The sequence below is a fragment of the Sphaerisporangium sp. NPDC051017 genome, from assembly GCF_040683095.1.
Classification (GTDB): domain Bacteria; phylum Actinomycetota; class Actinomycetes; order Streptosporangiales; family Streptosporangiaceae; genus Sphaerisporangium.
In genome coordinates this window covers 189,703-211,394 of record NZ_JBFBCI010000004.1, presented here as the reverse complement: position 1 = coordinate 211,394, position 21,692 = coordinate 189,703, and the positions used below count along the sequence as shown (strand labels likewise).

At 71.2% G+C, this 21,692-nt stretch carries 18 protein-coding genes; 14 read left to right on the top strand and 4 right to left on the bottom strand.

The genetic code is table 11. The features are described 5' to 3' along the window. The first annotated feature begins 76 nt into the window (after window positions 1-76). The gene (locus AB0M95_RS06285) at window positions 77-262 is read left to right on the top strand and encodes a hypothetical protein (protein ID WP_363760337.1); all 186 of its coding nucleotides are present in this window, start codon (window positions 77-79) and stop codon (window positions 260-262) included. Between the two features lie 282 nt (window positions 263-544). Here the strand turns inward: AB0M95_RS06285 and AB0M95_RS06280 are convergent, their stop codons facing one another. Beyond that, window positions 545-1,009 carry an ATP-binding protein gene (locus AB0M95_RS06280; RefSeq protein ID WP_363760252.1) on the bottom strand — a complete coding sequence of 155 codons (465 nt, stop codon included), beginning with the start codon at window positions 1,007-1,009 and terminating at the stop codon, window positions 545-547. 565 nt (window positions 1,010-1,574) lie between these two features. Here AB0M95_RS06280 and AB0M95_RS06275 point away from each other — a divergent pair. The 3 genes from AB0M95_RS06275 (at window position 1,575) to AB0M95_RS06265 (ending at window position 3,457) form a co-directional block, all read left to right on the top strand. Beyond that, window positions 1,575-2,435 (top strand): helix-turn-helix transcriptional regulator, encoded by an 861-nt coding sequence (locus AB0M95_RS06275; RefSeq protein WP_363760249.1) that lies wholly within the window; start codon window positions 1,575-1,577, stop codon window positions 2,433-2,435. A gap of 14 nt (window positions 2,436-2,449) precedes the next feature. Further along, on the top strand, window positions 2,450-2,656 hold the full coding sequence (locus AB0M95_RS06270) for a DUF397 domain-containing protein (RefSeq protein ID WP_363760246.1): 207 nt from the start codon (window positions 2,450-2,452) through the stop codon (window positions 2,654-2,656). A gap of 63 nt (window positions 2,657-2,719) precedes the next feature. Then, the gene (locus tag AB0M95_RS06265) at window positions 2,720-3,457 is read left to right on the top strand and encodes a phosphotransferase (RefSeq protein WP_363760243.1); all 738 of its coding nucleotides are present in this window, start codon (window positions 2,720-2,722) and stop codon (window positions 3,455-3,457) included. Window positions 3,458-3,461: 4 nt separating this feature from the next. Here the strand turns inward: AB0M95_RS06265 and AB0M95_RS06260 are convergent, their stop codons facing one another. Beyond that, on the bottom strand, window positions 3,462-3,836 hold the full coding sequence (locus AB0M95_RS06260) for a glutaredoxin domain-containing protein (RefSeq protein ID WP_363760240.1): 375 nt from the start codon (window positions 3,834-3,836) through the stop codon (window positions 3,462-3,464). A 94-nt stretch (window positions 3,837-3,930) separates the two neighbouring features. Between AB0M95_RS06260 and AB0M95_RS06255 the strand changes: the two genes are divergently transcribed. From AB0M95_RS06255 to AB0M95_RS06230, 6 genes are all read left to right on the top strand, one after another. Then, the gene (locus AB0M95_RS06255) at window positions 3,931-4,833 is read left to right on the top strand and encodes a MerR family transcriptional regulator (RefSeq protein WP_363760237.1); all 903 of its coding nucleotides are present in this window, start codon (window positions 3,931-3,933) and stop codon (window positions 4,831-4,833) included. A gap of 262 nt (window positions 4,834-5,095) precedes the next feature. After that, window positions 5,096-6,013 carry an anticodon-binding protein gene (locus AB0M95_RS06250; RefSeq protein WP_363760234.1) on the top strand — a complete coding sequence of 306 codons (918 nt, stop codon included), beginning with the start codon at window positions 5,096-5,098 and terminating at the stop codon, window positions 6,011-6,013. A gap of 127 nt (window positions 6,014-6,140) precedes the next feature. Beyond that, window positions 6,141-7,523, top strand: a complete 1,383-nt coding sequence (gene lysA, locus AB0M95_RS06245) for a diaminopimelate decarboxylase (protein WP_363760231.1) — start codon at window positions 6,141-6,143, stop codon at window positions 7,521-7,523. A gap of 92 nt (window positions 7,524-7,615) precedes the next feature. Continuing rightward, the gene (locus AB0M95_RS06240) at window positions 7,616-8,902 is read left to right on the top strand and encodes a homoserine dehydrogenase (protein WP_363760334.1); all 1,287 of its coding nucleotides are present in this window, start codon (window positions 7,616-7,618) and stop codon (window positions 8,900-8,902) included. 273 nt (window positions 8,903-9,175) lie between these two features. Further along, on the top strand, window positions 9,176-10,285 hold the full coding sequence (locus tag AB0M95_RS06235) for a glycosyltransferase (protein ID WP_363760228.1): 1,110 nt from the start codon (window positions 9,176-9,178) through the stop codon (window positions 10,283-10,285). After that, complete coding sequence (locus AB0M95_RS06230) at window positions 10,282-12,012, top strand: glycosyltransferase (RefSeq protein ID WP_363760225.1); 1,731 nt, start codon at window positions 10,282-10,284, stop codon at window positions 12,010-12,012. Before AB0M95_RS06235 ends, AB0M95_RS06230 begins: the two co-directional genes overlap by 4 nt. A gap of 39 nt (window positions 12,013-12,051) precedes the next feature. Here AB0M95_RS06230 and AB0M95_RS06225 read toward each other — a convergent pair whose 3' ends face one another. After that, entirely contained in the window at window positions 12,052-13,752 is a 1,701-nt protein-coding gene (locus tag AB0M95_RS06225; protein WP_363760222.1) for a glycosyltransferase, read from the bottom strand. Between the two features lie 148 nt (window positions 13,753-13,900). After that, window positions 13,901-14,197 carry a hypothetical protein gene (locus AB0M95_RS06220; protein ID WP_363760219.1) on the bottom strand — a complete coding sequence of 99 codons (297 nt, stop codon included), beginning with the start codon at window positions 14,195-14,197 and terminating at the stop codon, window positions 13,901-13,903. 495 nt (window positions 14,198-14,692) lie between these two features. On the opposite strand from AB0M95_RS06220, the gene thrC reads away from it, so the two are divergent. The 4 genes from thrC to AB0M95_RS06200 all read left to right on the top strand — a co-directional run bounded on the left by thrC (window position 14,693) and on the right by AB0M95_RS06200 (window position 21,685). Then, window positions 14,693-15,751 carry a threonine synthase gene (gene thrC, locus AB0M95_RS06215; protein WP_363760216.1) on the top strand — a complete coding sequence of 353 codons (1,059 nt, stop codon included), beginning with the start codon at window positions 14,693-14,695 and terminating at the stop codon, window positions 15,749-15,751. A gap of 583 nt (window positions 15,752-16,334) precedes the next feature. Then, window positions 16,335-17,294 carry a homoserine kinase gene (gene thrB, locus AB0M95_RS06210; RefSeq protein WP_363760213.1) on the top strand — a complete coding sequence of 320 codons (960 nt, stop codon included), beginning with the start codon at window positions 16,335-16,337 and terminating at the stop codon, window positions 17,292-17,294. A 426-nt stretch (window positions 17,295-17,720) separates the two neighbouring features. After that, window positions 17,721-19,727 (top strand): transcription termination factor Rho, encoded by a 2,007-nt coding sequence (gene rho / locus AB0M95_RS06205; protein WP_363760210.1) that lies wholly within the window; start codon window positions 17,721-17,723, stop codon window positions 19,725-19,727. A 668-nt stretch (window positions 19,728-20,395) separates the two neighbouring features. Continuing rightward, window positions 20,396-21,685 (top strand): sensor histidine kinase, encoded by a 1,290-nt coding sequence (locus AB0M95_RS06200; protein ID WP_363760207.1) that lies wholly within the window; start codon window positions 20,396-20,398, stop codon window positions 21,683-21,685. Window positions 21,686-21,692 lie beyond the last annotated feature (7 nt).

Below are 21,692 nucleotides of genomic sequence, written 5' to 3'. Positions count from 1 at the left end.
TGCGGATCTGGAGTGGGTGGTCGGAGGTCAGCCGGTCCATCGCAGTGCAGACAGCAGGAGCGGCTGGTGCCGGTGGATGAGTTCGCGATCAGCTGTGGCCCAGGCGACGGCTGTTTTCGCGTGGCGGCGGCGAGCGGGCCAAGACCGCCACGTCCGCTACCGCGGCACCCGCAAGAACCTGTTCGACCTGCGCCGGACCGCCGTGGTCCACAACCTCCACGTAATAGCCCAACGGCCGGCCGAGCACCAGCTGGCCGCCTGACGACTACTTGACCGGCGCTCTAGCCGACTACTCACTGGGCGAACTGTGGGAAAAGAACCTACTCGGCGGCAGACCCCAGGCCCGAGTCAGGATGGAAGACGTCGGCACGTCCTGCGCCGGTCCTTGCTGAGGACGCTGCGTCGCGAGCGCGTCTTCGGCGGCAACGTGGAGACCTGGACCGGATGGCTCAGCGGCGAGCACCCGGCCTGGTGGGCGTGGTCGCAGCACGCCGCCCGCCGCGCGGAAATCGCACGACGGGCCCACGACACCCGCTTCGCGCACTTACACGTCGTCCGTTTCGCCACGCCGCGAGAGGCCGGCGACTGGCTGAGTGCCCTGCGCCCCGACGTTTCTCAATAGCCACTTGGCCCAGACGGTCTTGCCCGGTCCCTCCGCGAGTGGGATGACCCCGAATTCGTCGGCCAGCGCCGCGACGATCGTCAGGCCGCGGCCGTGTACCGCTTCGAGCCCCAGGTCGAGTTGGCGCGGCCGTCCGGTTCCGTGGTCGGTCACCCGCACGCACAGGTCGATGCCTGTGGCCCACAGGGAAAGCCGGATCGGGGGAGCGCCGTGCGAAACCGCATTACTCAGCAGTTCACCTGCGGCGAGGAGAACATCGTCGATGAGATCGCGAAGGCCCCAGCCCGCGAGCGTCTCTTTGATCGTGTCCCTGGCCCGCCCTACTGCGGCCGGGTCATGCGGAATGTCCCAGCAAGCCGTACGAAGTCCGTCCGGCGTCGTCGTCATTGATGCTCCTCCGACGGGGGGTGAAATTCGTAGGGGCGTGTCGCGAGAGGGTGTGGATGGGCCGGGCGGTGGCATCATCGACTCCGCTTCACGCATAAGGCCGCGTAGTTCCTCGATCGTGCGAGCCTTCGCGGTAAGGGGAACCGGCGTCGCCCACCTGGCCACGGCGTAGAAACGACGACTCCCGACCCCGTACCAGACGGCCCAGCCCGGTTCGAGCCGGTCCATCTGATCCGCGCTGGCGCGCTTCGCGATATCCCAGTTCTTCGGTGCGACGTGGCTCGGCGTGGTTCCGTGCCGATGGCGCCCCTTCACGGCGATACGTGACTCGGTCGGTTCCGGTCTCTGATCGCGCGGTGTCATCGTCGGCGCCCTTCGTACGGTCGCATGGTCGTTCACCAGCAACTTGCGATGATCCGCCGACCCATCATGGTTACCAGCGGTAGTGTCAGCATGACGCTACGCTGTCGTGCGTCGCAAGTGGTTCCGCAATTTGCGCGCCGCTAGCCCGCTATGTCGTAACCATCCGGCTTTGTCCGCGAACAGTCCCCTCACAGGAGCCACGATGAAACAACCCGGAAGCCCGACCGTTCGCAGGCGGCGGCTCGCGTCCGACCTCCGGCGTATGCGCGAAAAGGCCGAGCTGACGATGGAACAGGTCGCGGAAAGGCTCGGCTGGTCGATCACCAAGGTGTCGCGAATCGAGACGTCGAAGGTCGGGGTCACCGTCAAGGACGTCGGACTTCTTCTCGACCTGTTCGAGCTGACGCCCTCCAGGCGCGCCGAGATCCTCACGCTGGCACGTGATGCGCAGAAGAAAGGCTGGTGGGAAGGCTATGGCGACCTGCCCACCGAATACGCCACCTATATCGGCTTGGAGGCGGCGACCACCTCGATACGAAGCTTCGCGCCCGAGATCGTGCCGGGTCTCCTCCAGACCGAGGACTACGCGCGCGCCGTCATCCGCGCCGCACTGATCACCTCGCCACCGGGCGAGATCGAACGCCGAGTAGAGGTCCGAGTGGCGCGGCAGGCGCGGCTTTCTCAGCAGGATCCGCTACGCCTGTGGAGCGTCCTAGACGAAGCGACGCTGCGCCGCCTCGTCGGGGGCCCCGACGTGATGCGCGCGCAACTCCGGCATCTGGCCGACCTCACCGAGACGCCCAACATCACCCTCCAAGTATTGCCATTCGCCGTGGGAGCGCACGCCGCCACCAGTGGAGCCTTCTCGATCTTCGAGTTTCCCGAGCAGGCGGATGCCGATGTCGTATTTCTCGAGAACCTGACCGGCAGCCTTTATGTGGAGAAGGAGACGGATGTGTATCGGTATACGCTGGCCTTTGACCATCTCCGTGCCAAGGCCCGGGATCCTGACGAGTCTCGTCGCTTCATCACGGAGATGATCGGTCTGACAGCCGAATCCTAGGGAGGAGGCGCGGGATGTCCGCGCTGGATCTGCCGCACGCCGTATGGCGGAAAAGCTCTCGTAGCGGAAACGGTCAAGACTGCGTTGAGGTGGCGGAAATGAGGGGCGGCGTTCGCGTCGTGCGGGACAGCAAGAACCCGAACGGCCCGAATCTGACGTTTCCCAGCGACGAATGGCATGCCTTTGTCGCCGGGGTTAAGAGGAACGCTCACCTGATCTGAAGACTCGGGTGGCTCCTCAGCTGGTCGGTTGTCTTCTCGCCGCGTCTTCGGCAGGGTTGGCGGGTGGAAGAGATCCGTTTGGCTGGGGGGTTCGTCAATGACGTCGTGCGGGTCGGTGAGACGGTTCGGCGGTCGCTGACGGGGCGTAGTGGCTTCGTGCACGCGCTGTTGGAGCATTTCGAGCGGCGGGGGTGGGGCGGAGCACCGAGGTTTCTCGGGGTGGATGAGCAGGGGCGGGAAGTGCTGTCTTATCTGCCTGGCGATGTTCCCTGGGAGCCGGAGAGGGCTCCTTGGGTTAGCTCGGACAAGAGCCTCGTCCGCGTCGCCGAGCTCGTTCGGGAGTTCCACGATCTGACGGCGGGGACGGAACTCGCCGGGGACGAAGAGGTGGTCTGCCACAACGACCTGTCGCCGAAGAACACGGTGTACGAGGGGATTGGGGAGCAGACGCGGCCGGTGGCGTTCATCGACTGGGACATCGCCGCGCCCGGCGCCCGCGTTCACGACGTCGCGCATGTCTGCTGGCAATATCTCGACCTCGGGCCGTCGGTGACGGACGTCGCGGAGGCCGGTCGGCGGATACGTCTGATCTCCGACGCCTACGGCCTCGAGGACCGTGACGGGCTGGTCGAGACGATCCTGTGGTGGCAGGACCGCTGCTGGCGCGGCATCGAATCAAGCGCCGCCGACGGCGACCCGGCGATGATCCGGCTCGCCAAGGCGGGCGTGGTGGTTTCCATCAGAAACGCCGCCCAGTGGGTCAGCCGGCACCGGCGGGAGTTGGAGGACCGCCTACGGTAGCGGGTCACCCGTCTGGGTCACCAGATGTCAGGTGCGGCGCGTACGTCGTGACCGCTTCGAGCAACTGCTGCTTCGACGGGTTCACCATCGCCTTTCCGGCCACGGTGACGGTTGGTACGGTCTCGTTCTCGTTCGCGACCGAGCGGACGAACGCCGCCGCGTCGGGGTCTCGCCAGATGTTGACCTCGTGGTAGCGCAGCCGCGTGAAGCGCAGGCGCGTGCGTAGCCTCATGCAGAACGTGCACCCGGGTCGCCAGTAGATGACCACCCCCGTGTGGTCGGCGTCCTTGTACGAGGTCGACCGGCCTCGGCGAGGGAGGTTCGTGATGATCACCAGCACGATCGCGATGATGAGGACGATGAGCTGCCCGGGAGACATTGGGCGAGTATCTCAAGCCGGACGCCGGTTGACGGATCCGCGGTCGGTGATACGGGTTGAGGTTCCAGTGGGTGGAAGGTGCAGGGTGGGCGGTGTGGGCGAACGCGAGCGGCTGTACACGATCGGTGATCTCGGGCGGCGGGCGGGCGTGCCGGCTCGGACGGTGCGGTTCTGGTCGGACGCCGGGCTGGTGCCGCCGAGCGGGCGGTCCGCCGGTGGTTACCGGCTCTACGACGCCGAGGCGGTCGCCCGCTTCGACCTGGTGAAGACGCTGCGTGATCTCGGCCTCGGGCTGGAGGCCGTACGCGAGGTGCTGGAGCGGAGGGCGACGGTCGCCGAGGTGGCCGAGGCCCACGTCAAGGCCCTGGACGCGGAGATCCGCACCCTCCGGCTGCGCCGCGCCGTGCTGAGCACGGTCGCCAAGCGCGGCGGAACCCCGAAGGAGATGCTTCTGATGCACGAACTGGCCCGGCTGTCCGTACGCGAGCGAAAGCAGATCATCGACGACTTCGTCGCGCGGGTGACCGCCGGCGTGGGGCTGAGCCCGGATGCCGTGATCATCGCGGACTGGATGCGCGAGCTGCCCGACGACCCCGCGCCGGAGCGGGTGGACGCCTGGATCGAGCTGGCCGAACTGGTCGCGGACGAGGGCTTCCAGCGGAAGATCCGGCAGATGGTGATCGCGGGGACGGGGGACGGGTGGGCGCCCGAATGGCGGCCCGGTCTGTACCCGGCCGTCGTCGAGCTCGCGGGCGGCGCGCTGGCCGACGGGATCGCCCCCGAGTCGCCGCGGGGCAAGGCCGTCCTGGACGAGATCGTCAGCCCCAGCCTTCCGGGCTCCGAGCGCGCGGAACTGCGCGAGCGGCTGGAACAGCTCGCCGACCCACGGGTGGAGCGCTACTGGCAACTTCTGGAAGTGCTCAACGGCCGGACGTCGTTCCCCTCGGCCATACCGGCCTTCAAATGGCTGATCGCCGCCCTGCGCGCCCACGAATGAGCCGCCTCTGAGCACGCCGCCTCTGAGCACGCCGCCTCCATAGCCCGATGTCGCAACGCGAACCTCGATTGAATGACCACGCGGTCGTCTAGCATCTCGGTGATCCGGCCGTGGAGATCCGCTGTGCGCTGCTCAGTGCCCGGACGCCCGCCCTCGGCGCGTGGTCTGCCGCTGAGGAAGCGTCGGCGGACGCACCGTAGCCTGAGCTTTGTGCCGCTTATCGGCGAGGCGAGCCGGGACGTTCGGCGGGAAGGTTCTGGAGGTGACGGTGGACGCGCTGCGCGCCATCCTCGGCTCGCCTCCGGTGCCCGAAGGATCATGGGAGCGCGAGGCGGTCTACGTCTCGGCGGCGGTGCTTCGGCGGGCGGGCCCCGCGCGGCAGGTGGCGGGCGGGCCGGCGAGGGAGATCACGGAACGGCCGGCGGGCGGGCCGGTGCGCGAGATCACGGGAAGGTCGGCGCGGGAGGTCGCGGAAGGGCTGGCCGTGCGGCTTCGGGCCGTGCCCGGGGTGAGGGCGGTTCAGGTGCGGCAGAACGGGTTCCTGGTCATCGAGGTGGCCGTGCCGGGGGAGATCGTCCGTGAGATCTTGGCCGGGCCGGTCACGCCGGCCGAGGTGCCGGTTCCGGTGGGGTCGGCGCCGTGGCCCGAGGTGCCGCTCACGTGGAGCAACCCCGGTTTCGTCGTGAGGTACGCCTACGTGCGGGCGGGTGCCGTTCAGCGCTGGGCCCGCGACCTCGGGATCGAGGCCGGTCCTCCGGGTGCGTCCGGTCAAGGTAAGGGGGAGCCGGAGGAACGCAGGGGTGAGCCGGGGGCGGCTGCGGGGTTCCGGCCCGAGTCGCTGGACGATCCGCGTGATCGGGCGGTGCTGCGCGTGCTGGCCGAGCTGCCGAGCCGGCGGGCGGGGCGGGATGCCGGACGATCAGGGAGGTATCCGTCCGGTGGTGGCGAAGCGCGCGCCTCCGGCGGTCGCGGGCCTGGACGGGAGTCCGGATGGCCCGCGTACCTGGAGCGGCTGGCCGAGGCCTACCATGACGCGTTCGAGCACGCCCCGGCGATTCCGAAGGGCGACGAACCGCCGACCGGCACTCATGTCGCGCGCCTGTGGATGGCGCGGGCCGTCCGCGAGGTGCTGGGTGAGGGGTTGACAGCACTCGGGCAAGCCCATCCCGTGAAAATATGACAAAAACCGGTAAATAGCAGGAAGTGGTACGCCGTCTGGCCTGCCACCGTGAACATCTTCCTCAGGACCGTCTCGTCTGGTGAGCATTGGGCGCGGGGGGATCACAGGGTCGGATAGCCTCGTTCGGGTGAGTCGATTCGCCCATCCCGCCGGTGACCGGCACGCCGAAGTGCTGCCTGAGGAGCGGCCTCCGCAGGCCCCGGCCGACCTCAATTCGCTCGACCCCGCCATCTGGCCGCGAACGTCCGGCCGCGTGGACGGGGCGGTCACGATCGCCGGCGTGGACGTCCGCGATCTCGCCCGCGAGTACGGCACTCCTCTCTACGTCGTGGACGAGGACGATTTCCGCTCGCGCTGCCGCGACTACAAGGCCGCCTTCGACGGCGGCGACGTCTACTACGCGGGCAAGGCGTTCTTGTGCAGGGAGGTCGCCCGCTGGGTCGACCAGGAGGGCCTCGGCCTGGACGTCTGCACCAGCGGTGAGCTGGCCGTGGCGCTCAGCGTCGGCTTCCCGCCCGCGCGCATCGCCCTGCACGGCAACAACAAGTCGTATGCCGAGCTGGAGCAGGCCCTGACCGCCGGGGTCGGCCGCATCGTCGTCGACTCCTTCGACGAGATCGCCCGCGTCGGCTACCTCGCCGAGAAGCTCGGCGTGCGCGCCCAGGTGCAGATCCGCGTGACCACCGGCGTCGAGGCGCACACCCACGAGTTCATCGCCACGGCCCACGACGACCAGAAGTTCGGCCTGTCCCTGAACAGCGGCGCCGCCGCCGAGGCCGTGCGCCGGGTGCTGGCCCTTCCTCAGCTCGAGCTCGTCGGCCTGCACTCCCATATCGGCTCCCAGATCTTCGACACGGCGGGCTTCGAGGTCGCCGCGCGGCGCCTCGCGGTGCTGCTGACGCAGATCAAGGAGGAGCACGGCGTCGTCCTGCCCGAGCTGGACCTCGGCGGCGGGTACGGCATCGCCTACGTCGCGGGCGACGACGCGCCGGACATCAAGGTGGTCGCCGACAGCCTCCGCGAGATCATCTCTCGCGTGTGCGAGGACGCCGGGCTTCCCGTGCCGAGGCTCACCGTCGAGCCGGGGCGGGCCATCGCCGGGCCCGGCGGCGTGACGGTCTACGAGGTCGGCACGATCAAGGACGTCGAGGGCATCCGCTCCTACGTCAGCGTGGACGGCGGCATGAGCGACAACCTCCGCACCGCGCTGTACGGCGCCGAGTACACCTGCGTGCTCGCGTCCCGTTCCAGCGACGCCCGGCCGGTCCTGTCCCGTGTGGTCGGCAAGCACTGCGAGAGCGGCGACATCGTCGTCCGGGACACCTGGCTGCCGCACGACCTCGCCGCGGGCGACCTGCTGGCGGTCCCGGCGACGGGCGCCTACTGCCGGTCGCTGGCGCACAACTACAACTACCTGCCCAAGCCCGCCGTGGTCGCCGTACGGGACGGGGCGTCCCGCGTGATCGTGCGCCGCGAAACCGAGGACGACCTGCTGAGGGGGCAAGTGTGAAAACCGCCGGAGAGGTGCGGGAGGTCGCCGGCGCGGCAGAGGATCTTTCGCCGCGGGGACGCCACGAGAAACCGGGCGAGCAGGGCAGGCCGTTGCGGGTCGCGCTGCTCGGCTGCGGCGTCGTCGGCTCGCAGGTCGTGCGGCTGTTGCAGGAGCAGGCCGACGATCTGGCCGCCCGTGTCGGCGCGCCGCTGGAGCTCGCCGGGGTGGCCGTACGGCGCCTCGGCCGTAAGCGTGACAGCGACGTCGACCCGGCGCTGCTGACGACCGACGCCGAGTCCCTGGTCACCCGCGAGGACGTCGACATCGTGGTGGAGGTGATCGGCGGCATCGAGCCGGCTCGGTCGCTCATCCTGTCGGCGATCTCGGCGGGCAAGTCGATCGTCACGGCCAACAAGGCGCTGCTGGCCGAGGACGGCGCCGCCGTCCACGGCTCGGCCAAGAAGCACGGCGGCGACCTGTACTTCGAGGCCAGCGTGGCGGGGGCGATCCCTCTGCTGCGGCCGCTGCGCGAGTCCATGGCGGGCGACCGCGTCCACCGCGTGCTCGGCATCGTCAACGGGACGACCAACTACATTCTGGACAAGATGGACTCCACCGGCGCGTCGTTCAGCGACGCCCTGGAGGAGGCCCAGGCCCTGGGGTACGCCGAGGCGGACCCGACGGCCGACGTGGAGGGCTTCGACGCCGCCGCCAAGGCCGCCATCCTCGCCGGGCTCGCCTTCCACACGCGCGTGACGGCCGCCGACGTCCACCGCGAGGGCATCACCGAGATCACCGCGACCGACGTCTCCAGCGCCAAGGCGATGGGATACGTCATCAAGCTGCTGGCCATCTGCGCCCGGTCCGACGACGGCCGGTCGGTCGGCGTCCGCGTCCACCCGGCGATGATCCCGAGGACGCACCCGCTGGCGGGCGTCCGTGAGGCGTACAACGCGGTGTTCGTGGAGGCCGAGTCCGCAGGCCAGCTCATGTTCTACGGCAAGGGGGCCGGGGGCGCGCCCACGGCGTCGGCCGTGCTGGGCGACATCGTCGCCGTGGCCCGTAACCGCATTGCGGGCACCCACGGGCCGCAGGAGTCGACGTACGCCGACCTGGCCGTCCACCCGATGGGCGAGACGGTGACCCGCTACCACGTCTCGCTGGACGTCGCGGACAAGCCCGGCGTGCTCGCCACGGTCGCCGAGATGTTCGCCAAGCATGACGTCTCCATCCAGATCGTCCGGCAGGAGGGGCGCGGCGACGACGCCCAGCTCGTCCTGGTCACCCACCGGGCCAGCGACGCCGCGCTGTCGGCCACGATCGCGGGGCTGCGCGAGCTGGACATCGTCCGGGGCGTGACCAGCGTGATGCGCGTCGAGGGCGAAGAGACCTCCTGACGCCGGCCACCGGCCGGGTGCTCGCCGCAAGGCGTGCCCATCCGGCCGGGGTCCATCCTTCTGGGGTGGGGTTCGCCCCTCGGCGTGCCCGTCAAACCGGTCGTTCGCCGAGAGCGTGCCCATCAAGCTGGGAGTTCGCCGAGAGCGTGCCGTACGGCGCCCGGTGACCCCTCGCGGGTGAGAGCATTTTCTTCGACGAGACCGCCGTGCCGCCCGGCCCGGCATCCGGGCTTCCCCCGCCCCTGGCGGAGGGCGATCGTCGAAGGGAGCGCAGTGGCAGAGGGCGACCCGACCCCACTCGGGTTCACGCGCACCCCTACCGGCGGCCCCGGTGAGCTGTCCTTCCGCGACGGGCGTCCGGTCTTCGACGGCGAGCCCGCCGATCTTCCGGTGACGGCGGCGTCCGTCGTGGGCCTGCGCTCGCTCGACGGGTTGCGTGTGCGCTGGCCGAAGGGGCGCGCGGGGGTTCTGGAGACGATCTCGGGCCTCGCGGCCGCCGGGGTGCCGGTGTACGCCGAAGAGGTCCCGGCCTGGTTCAAGGAGGCCGAGCCCGAGCTCGCCGCGCTGTTGTCCGCGTGGGCCCCGCGCCCGCGCGACCCTTCGGTGCGGTCCGTCAGCGATCTTCGCCGTGAGGAGCACAGCCTGCGCCTGCGCCGCCAAGTCCTGCGAAAGCCCGCGGGCCGTCCGGCGCCGAAGGTCAGCGTGGTGATGTCCAGCAAGCGCCCGGAGCTGCTCGGGACGGCGCTCGCGCAGATCGCGCGCCAGCGCCACGTCGAGGTCGAGGTCCTGCTCGGCCTGCACGGCGTCCCGGCCGCGCATCCGGACGTGCGGCGCGCCCTGGCGTCGTTCCCGCTGCCGGTGACCGTCGTCGAGGCGGACGTCGCCACGCCGTTCGGCGAGGTGCTCGACCGGGCGGCGGCGCGGGCGGCGGGCGACGAGATCGCCAAGTGGGACGACGACGACTGGTACTCGCCGGAGCACCTTTCCGACCTGCTCATGGCCCGGGCCTACAGCGAGGCCGACATCGTGGGCGCGACGGCCGAGTTCTTCTACCTGGAGCCGCTGGAGGTCACGGTCCGGCGTACGGACTACACCAGCGAGGTGTGGTCGGACCATGTGGCCGGGGGCACGATCTTCCTCGCTCGGGCGAAATTTCAGGAGATAGGCGGTTTCGAGGGGGTGGCGCGGGGCGTGGACGCCCGGTTCCTCAAGACCGCCCACGCCGCGGGCGCCCGCATCTACCGCACCCAGGGCCTCGGCTACGTCCTGCGCCGCTCGCTCGCCGCCGGGCACACCTGGCAGCTTCCCCTGGCCCACTTCCTGCGGGTCTCGACCAACCAGTGGCGCGGCTTCCGGCCCAGCCGCGTCTTGGAAGCCTCATGATCCCGCGCGTCCGCGGCAACGACTACACCGTCCTCGGCCCGCCCGCCCTCGGAGCCTGGACACCGTCCCTGCGGGTCAGCGTGGTCGTCCCCGCCCACAACGGGCAGGACAAGCTCGACCTGGTCCTGGCCGCCCTCGCCGCGCAGACCTACCCCGAGGAGCTTCTCGAGGTGGTCGTCGTGGACAACGGCAGCAGCCCGGCCCTGCGCCTGCCGCCGATGCGCCCGGCGGGCACGCGTCTGATCATCTGCGACACCCCCGGCCGGGCCGACGCGCGCAACGCCGGGCTCGCGGTCGCGACCGGCGACATCGTGCACTGGCTCGACTCCGACGTCGTCGCCGACCGGCACGAGGTCGAGGCGCACATGCGCTGGCACCACCTCGCGCCCTACCTCGTCGTCACCGGCTACCTGCGCTTCACCACGGCCGCCCTGCCCGCACCCGAGGCCGTCGCGTCGGGCAAGGACCTCGCCGCGCTCTTCGAACCCGCCGAGCCCCACGAATGGCTCGTCGACCTGATCGAACGCACCAGCGGGCTCACCCAGGCCTCGAGCCGGGCCTTCAGCCTGCACGTCGGCGGCGCGACCTCGGTCAACCGGCGGCTGATCGACGCCGCCGGGCCCATGGACGCCGAGCTCGTCCTCGGCCAGGACACCGAGATGGGGTACCGCCTCGCCCAGGCGGGCGCGGTGTTCGTCCCCGAGCCGCTCGCGGTGGGGTACCACCTCGGGCCGTCCATGCGCATGCGCGACAAGGAGCGCATCGACCGGGTCAGCCAGGCGTTGCTCGGCGACCGCGTCCCGCAGTACCGCTGGCTGCGCGGGCACCCCACGCGGCAGTGGAAGGTCCCATACCTCGACGTCGTGGTCGAGGCCGGCGGATACGACGAGACGCGCGCGACCGTGGACGCCGTGCTCGCCGGCACGATCCCGGACGTGTCGGTGCTGCTCGACGGCCCCTGGGACGCGCTGACGCCCGAGCGCAGGGCCCCGCTCACCGACCCGCGCCTCGACCTCACGCTCCTGCGCGGGCACTACGCCCACGACCCGCGGGTCCGGCTCACGTCCGGCGAGGCCGAGCGCCTGGCACCGTACCGGCTGCGCCTCCCGGCGGGCTGGGTGCCAGGGGAGGACTCCCTCGCCCGGCTGCTCGACCTGGCGGTCGACGGCGACCACGGGCTGGTCGGCGTGCTGCTGGCCGAGAGCCCGGACGGCGTGACCACGGCCCGCCTGGAACGCCGCTCCGCGTTCGCCCGCGCCGCCCTGGTCGGTTCCGCCGATCCGGACCTCGGGGCCGATGGGGCCGTTTCGGACGCCACGGCCGGCGGACTCGGTACGGGCGTCGTGGCCGGCCGGGCGGTCGATGATCTTGTCGACGACGTGTACGGCACTCTGTGGATCGACGGCGAGAGCCTCGGCTTCCTGCCCGCCGCGGACGCGACCCCGGTCAAAGGCCGCAGGATGGCCTATCGCGCGAGGCTGGACGCCGAGGCCGAGATCGTCAAGCTCACCAAGGAGGCCGAACGCCTTCGCGGCCAGGTGACCAAGTGGCGCGAGGAGGCCGGTCGCTGGCGCAAGTCCGCCGTCGACCTGCGCCGCGAGGTGGGCAGCCTGCGCAAGGAGCTCGCGGCCCTCAAGACCAGCCGCCTGCGCACCGTCATGAAGCGCATCTCCCCCCGCCGGACGGGCGCCGCGAAACCGGCGAACGACCAGCGGTCCGACACCTGACCGCCCGAGCGGGACCGCCCAGAGGCCCGGGTGGGAGGATCACCGGCCGCGGAGCGCTGTGCGGAGGCGTTTCACCAGCTTTTCGGGGGCGCCCGGCGACGTGGGACTCGGGCCCGGGCGGTCGGGGGGAGTGGTGGCGGGTGATGGACGATCCGGGGACGGCGCGGTGGCCTCGCCGGCGGCGGGCGCGGTGGCGACGGGGGGTGGCTGCGGTTTGGGCTTCTCGGGCGGCCAGAAGTCCGATGACGGGCACCGGCGGACGCCATGGGTCTGCTCGATCACGTCGTCGAGGTCCTCGCCGAGACCCGCGAGGAGGCGGGCGCGGTTCGTCGCGTCCGTGCGTTCCAGGCGGGCCGCACGGCCGTCGGGGAACTCGACCAGCAGCAGCCCGGCGCGGGTGTCGTTCAGGTTCTTGATCATCAGCTCCAGCGAGCGCCGGGCCAGCGGCACGTCCACGGGCCCGGTGTACCGGAACGGGACGGGGTCGGGGTCGGCGGCGGCCTCCTCGGCGAACCGGACGGCGTCGTCGTGGCGGAACTGCTCGCGGATCAGCCGCGCCTCGAAGCCCGGATCGTCCAGCACGCGGTGACGGCCCTCGGGCAGCGCGGACCACGGGCCGAGCAGCGTCACGACGACGTCGGGCAGGCTGCCCCCGAGCGCCGCGCCGACGGCCGCCCGAACCTTGGGCTCGGCGTGCGTCCGCGCCGCGGAGTCGATGTCTTCCTTCCCGTCGGGCCCGCTGTGTCCGCGTCCCCCGGGCTCGGCGCGCCGTACGTCCAAGACGACCTCGGCGTACGGGATCAGCCAGCGTCTGCCGCGCTCTTTGCGCAGGTCACGGCGCAGGGGGATGCGGTGGGCGAGGTAGGGGGCCACGACCCGCACGGTCGCCTCGGTGTCGACACGCTGGGCCGGGATGCCGAGATGGACGGCCCGCGCCTCCATGTCGGGGACGAACACCACGCCGCGCATCGCCAGCCGGTAGGCGAACTCGGTGTCCTCGCCCCGGAGCACGGCCGGGTCCAGGCCGCCGGCCTCGTGGAACAGGGCGCGGCGCAGCGAGACCGTGGGCCCGGTGCAGACGTGGTAGGGGTTCTTGCTGGCCCGCAGCCCGTCCAGCCGCCGGATCGTCGCCTCTGTGCTGCTGGGGATGGCCGCCGCCATGTCGAACAACGAGTCGAGATTCCCCGCGCCCACGGCTTCCCGGACCTGCACCGAAGTCAGGGCGGGCTCCTCGACGAAGACCTTGGCGCCGATCGTGACGATGTAGTCGGTGAGGTGGTGCCAGCGCATCAGCGCCTCGATGTGCTCGCGGGAGGTCACCATGTCGGCGTCCAGGCGCTGGATGATCTCGCCCTCGGCGAGGCGGGCCCCGGTGTTGAGCGCGTGCGCGATTCCCCAGCCGCCGGGCGCGGCGGGCACGAGCCGCGTGTTCTCCGGCCGCGTCCCGGGCAGGCGCAGCGGCGGCTCGCTGCCGTCGTCGACGACGATGACCTCCATCAGGCCGGCCGGGTAGGTCTGCGCCGCCAGCGCGGCGAGCGTCAGGTCGAGCCGGTGCTGCCCGCCGTGGGCCGGGATCACCACGCTCACACGCAGCTCGGGACTCCACGTGCCGAGCGGGGGCGGAACCAGTGGGGAGTAGTCGTTGTGGCGGATCCGGGGCCGGTCGCCGGGGCCCGCCGTCGTAGGGCTTCCCTGGACGTGACCGGGCGGCCCCGGGCTCGTCCGCGGGGAGACGGACACGATGATCGCTCCTTCGTCGCTACGCTTCGCCACCGCCTGACGACCCTACCCCTGGAATCTGTGAGCTTGGTGAGAGCCCCTATCCAGGCAATGGCCTGCGAAACGCGGGTACGACCGATGATCTTCTGGCGGGCGCCGGCCCGCGGGCCTAGGCGTGCCCCTGTGGGAGCCGCTCGGAACCGTCGCCTGAGGGCGAGCCCGCCACCGTGCGGGAGATCGCGGCGGGGACGGTTCCGCCCGGAAGGGGGGCCGGGGCAGGGGAGAGGTCGGCGGTGGGGCGCCGGCCAGGGTGGCGGACGCGGCGGTAGGCGGTGATCACGCGCCAGGCCCGGGAGCGGCGGATGCGGGCGATGGCCTCGCGATACTCCCCGAGGCGGTCGTTGAGAAGCTTCACCCGGCGCCTGAGGCGGACGGCCTCCGCGCGCAGCTCGGCGTTGACGCGCACCAGCTCCTCACGGGCGCAGGCCAGCTCGGCTTCGCGCGCCGTGAGTTCGGCTTCCCGCCTGGCCAGGCCGGCGCAGCGGAGTTGTCCGGTGTCTCGGGGGCCCGCGCGCGGACGTGGAGGTCGTCATCCGGTGTTTCGGGGGCTCGCGTGTACGTGCCGGCGGTGTTGTGTTCGTCGGGCACGCGACGTTTCTCCTCGAAGCTTGCGGACGTTCCCCCAATTGTGGGGTAAAAGATGATAAAGAGACAGTGAGGTTCTCATTCCTTCCACGATGATGTGGTGAGGATTTCGCGGCGGCCCTTCACGCAAGGGCACCCGGCGAATCGTCCGGCACGCTGTGGACGGGCCGAAAAGGCCGGTCCAGCCTGTGGACAACGGAGACGGCCGGTCGGCCGCCCCCGTAGACTCAAGGCCTGATACCGCTGGTAGCGGACCCATGGTTACGCGCCGCCGAGGCCCCGGCGACAGGCCGGGCCGGGCGCGGGAGGAGCGACGATGTTCAGGGCATGGCGTGGCCTTATCGAGGAATACCGTGACAGGCTTCCCGTGACCGAGACGACGCCCGTGGTCACGCTGCACGAGGGAGGCACGCCGCTGGTTCCGGCCCGCCGCGTCTCCGACCTGACCGGCTGCGAGGTCTACCTCAAGGTCGAGGGCCTCAACCCCACCGGCAGCTTCAAGGACCGCGGCATGACCGTGGCCATCAGCAAGGCGGTGGAGGAAGGCGCCAAGGCGGTGATCTGCGCCTCCACCGGCAACACCAGCGCCTCCGCCGCGGCCTACGCCGTGCGCGCCGGCCTGACGTGCGCGGTCCTGGTGCCCCGGGGCAAGATCGCGATGGGCAAGCTGGCGCAGGCCCTGGTGCACGGCGCCAAGCTCCTGCAGGTCGACGGCTCGTTCGACGACTGCCTGGAGATGACCAGGAAGCTCGCGGAGAACTACCCGATCGCGCTGGTCAACTCGGTGAACCCGCACCGCCTCCAGGGCCAGAAGACCGCCGCGTTCGAGATCGTCGACGCCCTCGGCGACGCGCCGGACGTCCACTGCATCCCCGTCGGCAACGCCGGCAACATCTCGGCCTACTGGATGGGCTACCGCGAATACGCCGCGGACGGCGTGGCGACCCGCACGCCGCGCATGCTCGGCTTCCAGGCCAGCGGCGCCGCGCCGATCGTCCAGGGCGCCCCGGTCACCCACCCGCACACGATCGCCACGGCGATCCGCATCGGCAACCCCGCCTCGTGGAAGCTCGCCGAGGCCGCGCGCGACGATTCCGGGGGCACCATCCAGGCCGTCACCGACCGGCAGATCGCCGCCGCGTACAAGCTCCTCGCGCAGGAGGAAGGCGTGTTCGTCGAGCTGGCCTCGGCCGCGAGCGTGGCGGGCCTGCTCCAGGCGCACGAGCAGGGCCTGCTCAAGCCCGGCGAGCGCGTGGTCTGCACGGTCACCGGCAACGGGCTCAAGGACCCGGACTGGGCGATCTCCGGCGCGCCCACCCCGCTGACGATCCCGGTCGACGCGTTCGCCGCCGCCGCGGCGCTCGAGCTGGCCTGAGCCGCTTCCCCGGGCGGCGCGACCGCCCGGGACGGTCCCGCTTTCGCGGAGGGCGGATTCCGGCCGGATTCCGGGTGGTTCCCGCCGGCCCGCCCCTGGACGAAACCGGCCATGACCCGGCATTATGTCGGGCGACACCCGGAAGGGGTTCGGGGCGGACCGGTAAGGTTCACAGGGTGCCGGAGACGGTCGCGGTTACGTGGGGAGCGCGGCCCGTACCGGCCGGAGAAATCGTCGGGATCACCCCAGAGCCTTCACCCGGCCACCCGTAATCCTCAAGGGCGTCACCCGGGACGCGACGCCGGCCGTGCCCCGGTGGCGGTCCCGCGCACCCCGGGAACGCGCCGGAGCCCACCGCGAGGTCCGCTCCGGTCGACCCGGCGGCTCACGGGGCAGGCCCCACGAGTCGGCCGCGGCCCCCCGCGGACCGCCCGAGAAGCGGGTACACCGCCAGGTGCGCCCGCGAAACTTCTTGGCGTGCCTGGGAACGCCCGGCGATCGGCGTTCGTGAACCTTTTCAGACGGCACTCGGCGCCACCGAGATCGCCTTTCGCGCACAACCCAGAACGAATCCGAGGAACGCATGGCAACGAGCAGCCCCGTCGTCGTCCGGGTGCCGGCCACCAGCGCCAATCTCGGGCCGGGTTTCGACTCGCTCGGGCTCGCGCTCACCCTGTACGACGAGATCGAGGCCGTCCTGCACGACGACGTGCCGGGGTCGCCGAACGCGCGCGGGGTCGTGGTGGCGGTCGAAGGCGAGGGGGCGGGGGAACTCGACCTCGGCGACGGCCATCTGATCGTCAGGGCGATGCGCGCGACGTTCGCCCGCGCCGGCGTGCCCCAGCCCAGGGGCATCCGGCTGCGCTGCCTCAACCGCATTCCGCACGCGCGCGGCCTGGGCTCGTCCTCGGCCGCCATCTGCGCGGGCATCCTCGCCGCCCGCGCGCTCGCCGCCCCCGAGATGACGGACGACGAGGTGTTCGCGCTGGCCACGGAGATGGAGGGGCATCCCGACAACGTCGCCCCCTGTCTTTCCGGAGGTCTCACCATCGCGTGGACCGAGTTGTCCGGAACGCCGCGTAAGCTGAAACTGAGCCCGCATGGGGGCGTCCGACCCGTGGCGTTGGTGCCGGGAACCCGGCTGTCCACGGAGACGGCGCGCGGGCTCCTGCCGAAGGATGTTCCGCACGCCGACGCCGCGGCGAACGCCGGACGCGCCGCCCTGCTCATAGCGGCGCTCACCCAGCGACCCGAGAGCGAGGTTCTGCTGGCAGCCACAGAAGACCGTTTGCACCAGGCCTACCGCGCGCCTGCGATGCCGGGCACGGCCGATCTGGTAAAACGTCTGCGCGTGGCCGGGGTACCCGCGGTCGTATCGGGGGCCGGTCCGACGGTTCTCGCGTTCGGCACGACGGATACTCATGATTTGATCGCGTCGGAAGTGGGTAATGACTGGCACATCCAGCCATTGGACGTCGACCGATCTGGCGCGACCGTTCAATTCCCGAGACACGCTGATGCATCTTCGACCTTCAGGGAATAGCAGTGTGCGCTGGTGATGTTAGGCTGGTAGCCGCACCAGATGCCCCCGTTGCGGGTGCGTGCTTGTCAGCCATACATCGCTGGATCGCGCCTCGCGTCGCAAGACGCAGGCCGCACAGCGGGCTTCCTGATTTCATCGCCTCCGGTTGGTCCACATCCGGTTGGCGTGTCGAGAAGCGGCGTAATCGGGGACATGCGCGTTCGATTGGCATCGACATCTGGTCGGCGGTAACCAGCCGGGGGGCGACCCCCGGGCCCCCAACGGCTCGCGAATCTCTACGGTGACGGCCGTGTGCCGGTTCGACGCACCGGCTTTCCGACACCTTGGAAGTTCGTCCAGCCCGACCCGGTCTGTCCCGCCGGGTCGCACCACCGGGACGCCTGGCTGATCGTGGCCGACGCCCGACCCCTGGGAAGGACCTTTTAGTTGAGCGACACCACCGAACTCCTCTCCGACGCCCCCGGCGCAGCGCCGGCCGCCGGCGACACCCCCACCCGCGCCGCGGCCAGGCCGCGCCGTCGCTCCGGCACCGGCCTCGCGGCCATGGTGCTGCCCGAGTTGCAGGCTCTCGCGTCGAGCCTGGGCATCAGCGGGATCGGGCGGATGCGCAAGAGCCAGCTCATCGCCGCCATCCAGGAGAAGCAGGGCGTCACCGCCGACGGTGCCTCTACCACCGCCGAGACCGCCGCCGCTGCCCCGGCTCCCGCCGCTGCCGCGCCCGCGGTCGTCGCCGAGCCACCGGCCGAGCGCCCCGCCCGCACCCGGCGGGAACGTTCCCGTCCGGCTCCCGCCGAGGTCACGGCCGAGGTTCGCGAGGAGCGCGCCCCGGCCGCCGAGGCGCCGCAGCCCGCCGAGACGATCGCTCCCGTCGCCGCGTCCGCCGACGCCGGGCCGGTCGCGCAGTCCGAGACCCGTCCCGAGCGCACCGAGTCCCGCCGCGAGCGTGGCGAGCGCCGCGGCCGCGGTGACCGTGGAGACCGGCGCGAGCGCGGGGACAACCGTCCCGACAACCGCAGCGACAACAGCCGTCCCGAGCAGCGCGCCGCCGACGCCGGCGAGGGCCGCCGCGAGCAGAACCGCGAGCAGAACCGCGAGCAGGGCCGTGACCAGGGACGCGAGCAGACCCGCGACCAGGGCCGTGACCAGTCTCGGGACCAGAGCCGCGACCAGTCTCGGGACCGGGGCGGCGACCCGCAGGGCGACGACGACCGCCGTGGCCGCCGCGGCCGGTTCAGGGAGCGCAACCGCCGGGGCCGCGACCGCTTCGACAGCAACGAGCCCGTGATCGGCGACGACGATGTCCTGATCCCGATCGCCGGCATCCTCGACATCCTCGACAACTACGCGTTCGTGCGCACCAGCGGCTACCTGCCGGGGTCCAACGACGTGTACGTCTCGCTGGCGCAGATCCGCCGCAATGGCCTGCGCAAGGGCGACGTGATCACCGGCGCGGTGCGCCAGCCCCGTGACGGCGAGCGCCGCGAGAAGTTCAACGCGCTCGTGCGGCTCGACACCGTCAACGGCATGGACCCGGAGCAGTCGCGCAACCGCCCCGACTTCACCAAGCTCACGCCGCTCTACCCGCAGGAGCGCCTGCGGCTGGAGACGGACCCGAACATCCTGACCACGCGCATCATCGACCTGGTCGCGCCGATCGGCAAGGGCCAGCGCGGGCTGATCGTCTCCCCGCCGAAGGCCGGTAAGACGATGGTCCTGCAGGCGATCGCCAACGCGATCACCCGTAACAACCCCGAGTGCCACCTCATGGTCGTCCTGGTCGACGAGCGGCCGGAAGAGGTCACCGACATGCAGCGGTCGGTGAAGGGCGAGGTCATCCACTCGACCTTCGACCGTCCCGCCGAGGACCACACCACGGTCGCCGAGCTCGCCATCGAGCGCGCCAAGCGGCTGGTCGAGCTGGGCCACGACGTCGTCGTGCTGCTCGACTCGATCACCCGTCTCGGCCGCGCCTACAACCTGGCGGCCCCGGCGTCCGGGCGCATCCTGTCCGGTGGTGTCGACTCGACCGCGCTGTACCCGCCGAAGCGGTTCTTCGGCGCCGCGCGCAACATCGAGAACGGCGGCTCGCTGACGATCCTCGCCACGGCGCTGGTCGAGACCGGCTCCAAGATGGACGAGGTCATCTTCGAGGAGTTCAAGGGCACCGGCAACGCCGAGCTCAAGCTCAACCGCTCCCTGGCCGACAAGCGCATCTTCCCCGCGGTGGACGTCGACGCGTCCGGCACCCGCAAGGAAGAGATCCTGCTGTCCAGGGACGAACTGCAGATCGTCTGGAAGCTGCGCCGGGTGCTTCACGCCCTCGACATGCAGCAGGCGCTGGAGCTGCTGCTGGAGAAGATGCGCGAGACGCAGTCGAACGCCGAGTTCCTGCTCCAGGTCCAGAAGACCACGGTCAGCAACGACCGCGACTGACCTGTTCGGGGCGCGGCGGTGTTCTGGAGGAGGAGGGAGGAAGGGGTGAGGAACGAGCCCCTTCCGAGTGACGACGGAAGAACGCCGCCTAAAGGAGCGCCCTGGACCGCCGTGCCGGAGGCGCGGCCATAGGCACAGCGGTCGGGCGGGTGTGTGAAGGGGCGGCGGGCCACGGGCTCGCCGCCCTTTTACCGTGCGCGGCGCGGAGTTCCCGCCCGCGGAGCCCAGCGGAGGGTTCGCGGTGGGGTGAAGAGTTTTCGACCTGGGGTGGGGCGGCGGGGTGAGGATTTCGCGTCCGGGGCGGGGGGTGTCCCTACCCGGGGACTGACACTCGCCCCATGGCGTCGTGCCCGCGGACTCGGCAGGCTTTCTGATTCGATTAGCGAATCGTGGTTATGTCGTAGCATGTTGTTACCAACACGCCCGACGCCCAGGCGACGTCGGGCACCCTCCCCGGTCGGGCTGTGCACGCCCGACCGGTCAGCGTCCGGGGGGCGTGCTCGACGGGCCGGCGGCTCCGGTTGCCGGCACCAGGGCACGAAGACGATCGGTGAATACCGGGCAGCTCGTTGTGCCTTGATTCTGTGTAACGCACAGGATCGCTAAGCCAATCAGAGACGCTCGGGATGTCCGGGACACGGCCGAGGTTCGACCGGAGGGCGTTCAGGATGACCGCGGAGCCGAGCCGCCCGCCGCTGCGCAGGCGGGTGCCCCTCGGGCCGTACGGGCCGCTCGGGCTGCTCGCCGATCCGCTGACCTGGCGCTCGGTGCCGTACCTGCTGGGGGTCAGTGCGGCGCTCGGCGTCACCTGGTTCGTGATCCTGGCCACGGGGCTGTCGATCTCGCTGGGGTTGATCCTGGTGTGGGTGGGACTGCCGTTGCTGCTGGTCACCATGCTGCTGTGGCGCGGCGGCGCCATGCTGGAGCGGCGCCTGCTGCGCCTGGCGCTGGGCGTCGCCATTCCGAATCCGTACCGTCCGAGGCCGCAGGGCGGGGTGGTGCGGCATCTAGGCTGGCTGTTCGGCGACCCGGCCACGTGGAAGGACCTCGGCTACCTGCTGCTGCTGTTCCCCCTCGGGCTCGGCGAGTTCCTCGTGTCGCTGACCCTGTGGGTGTCCTGCGTGGGGCTGATGATGCAGCCCGTGTTCGTGCTGTCAGGTGAGACCACGGTCATCACCGGCCGCCTGGGGGTCGACACCCTCCCCGAGTCCCTGCCGTGGACGCTGGTGGGCCTGGCGCTCCTGGTGATCACGCTGTACGTCGTACGGGGCATGGCGTGGTTGCACACCCTGCTCGCGGTCGCGTTGCTCGGCCCGGGGGACGAGGCGCGCGTCACGCACCTGCGGGCGAGCCGGGCCAGGGGAGTGGACGCCGCCGAGGCCGAGCGGCGCAGGATCGAGCGCGACCTGCACGACGGGGCCCAGCAGCGGCTGCTGTCGGTGGCGCTGGAGCTCGGCAGGGCGCAGGCGAAGTTCGACTCCGACCCCGAGCAGGCCAGAGAGCTGCTCGTCCGCGCCCACGCGGACACCAAGGCCGCGATCGCCGAGCTGCGCGACCTGGCCCGCGGCATCTACCCGGCGATCTTGACCGACCGGGGCCTGGACGCCGCCCTGTCGGCGCTGGCCGCGCGGGCGCCGATCCGTGTGGACGTGAGCGTCGAGATCACCGACCGGCCGCCGGCCGCCGTCGAGAGCATCGCCTACTTCATCGTCGCCGAGGCGCTGACGAACGTCGCCAAGCACTCGGTGGCGACCGAGGCGTCCGTCCGGGTCGGGCGGGAGGACGAGCGGGTGGTCGTCGAGGTGCGCGACAACGGCGCCGGGGGAGCGGTGGCGAGCCCCGGCGGCGGGCTGGCGGGGCTGGCGGACCGCGCGGCGACCATCGACGGCACGCTGACCGTGGAGAGCCCGCCGGGCGGCCCCACGGTGATCCGGGCCCGGCTACCGTACGAGTGGTGAGAGAACG

Excerpts from the sequence above, each read along its gene's own strand:
- thrC (WP_363760216.1), top strand. The coding sequence starts at position 14,693 with ATGTTCAGGGCATGGCGTGGCCTTATCGAGGAATACCGTGACAGGCTT.
- thrB (WP_363760213.1), top strand. The coding sequence starts at position 16,335 with ATGGCAACGAGCAGCCCCGTCGTCGTCCGGGTGCCGGCCACCAGCGCC.
- AB0M95_RS06230 (WP_363760225.1), top strand. The coding sequence starts at position 10,282 with ATGATCCCGCGCGTCCGCGGCAACGACTACACCGTCCTCGGCCCGCCC.
- AB0M95_RS06200 (WP_363760207.1), top strand. The coding sequence starts at position 20,396 with ATGACCGCGGAGCCGAGCCGCCCGCCGCTGCGCAGGCGGGTGCCCCTC.
- AB0M95_RS06280 (WP_363760252.1), bottom strand. The coding sequence starts at position 1,009 with ATGACGACGACGCCGGACGGACTTCGTACGGCTTGCTGGGACATTCCG.
- AB0M95_RS06275 (WP_363760249.1), top strand. The coding sequence starts at position 1,575 with ATGAAACAACCCGGAAGCCCGACCGTTCGCAGGCGGCGGCTCGCGTCC.
- AB0M95_RS06270 (WP_363760246.1), top strand. The coding sequence starts at position 2,450 with ATGTCCGCGCTGGATCTGCCGCACGCCGTATGGCGGAAAAGCTCTCGT.
- AB0M95_RS06285 (WP_363760337.1), top strand. The coding sequence starts at position 77 with ATGAGTTCGCGATCAGCTGTGGCCCAGGCGACGGCTGTTTTCGCGTGG.
- AB0M95_RS06260 (WP_363760240.1), bottom strand. The coding sequence starts at position 3,836 with ATGTCTCCCGGGCAGCTCATCGTCCTCATCATCGCGATCGTGCTGGTG.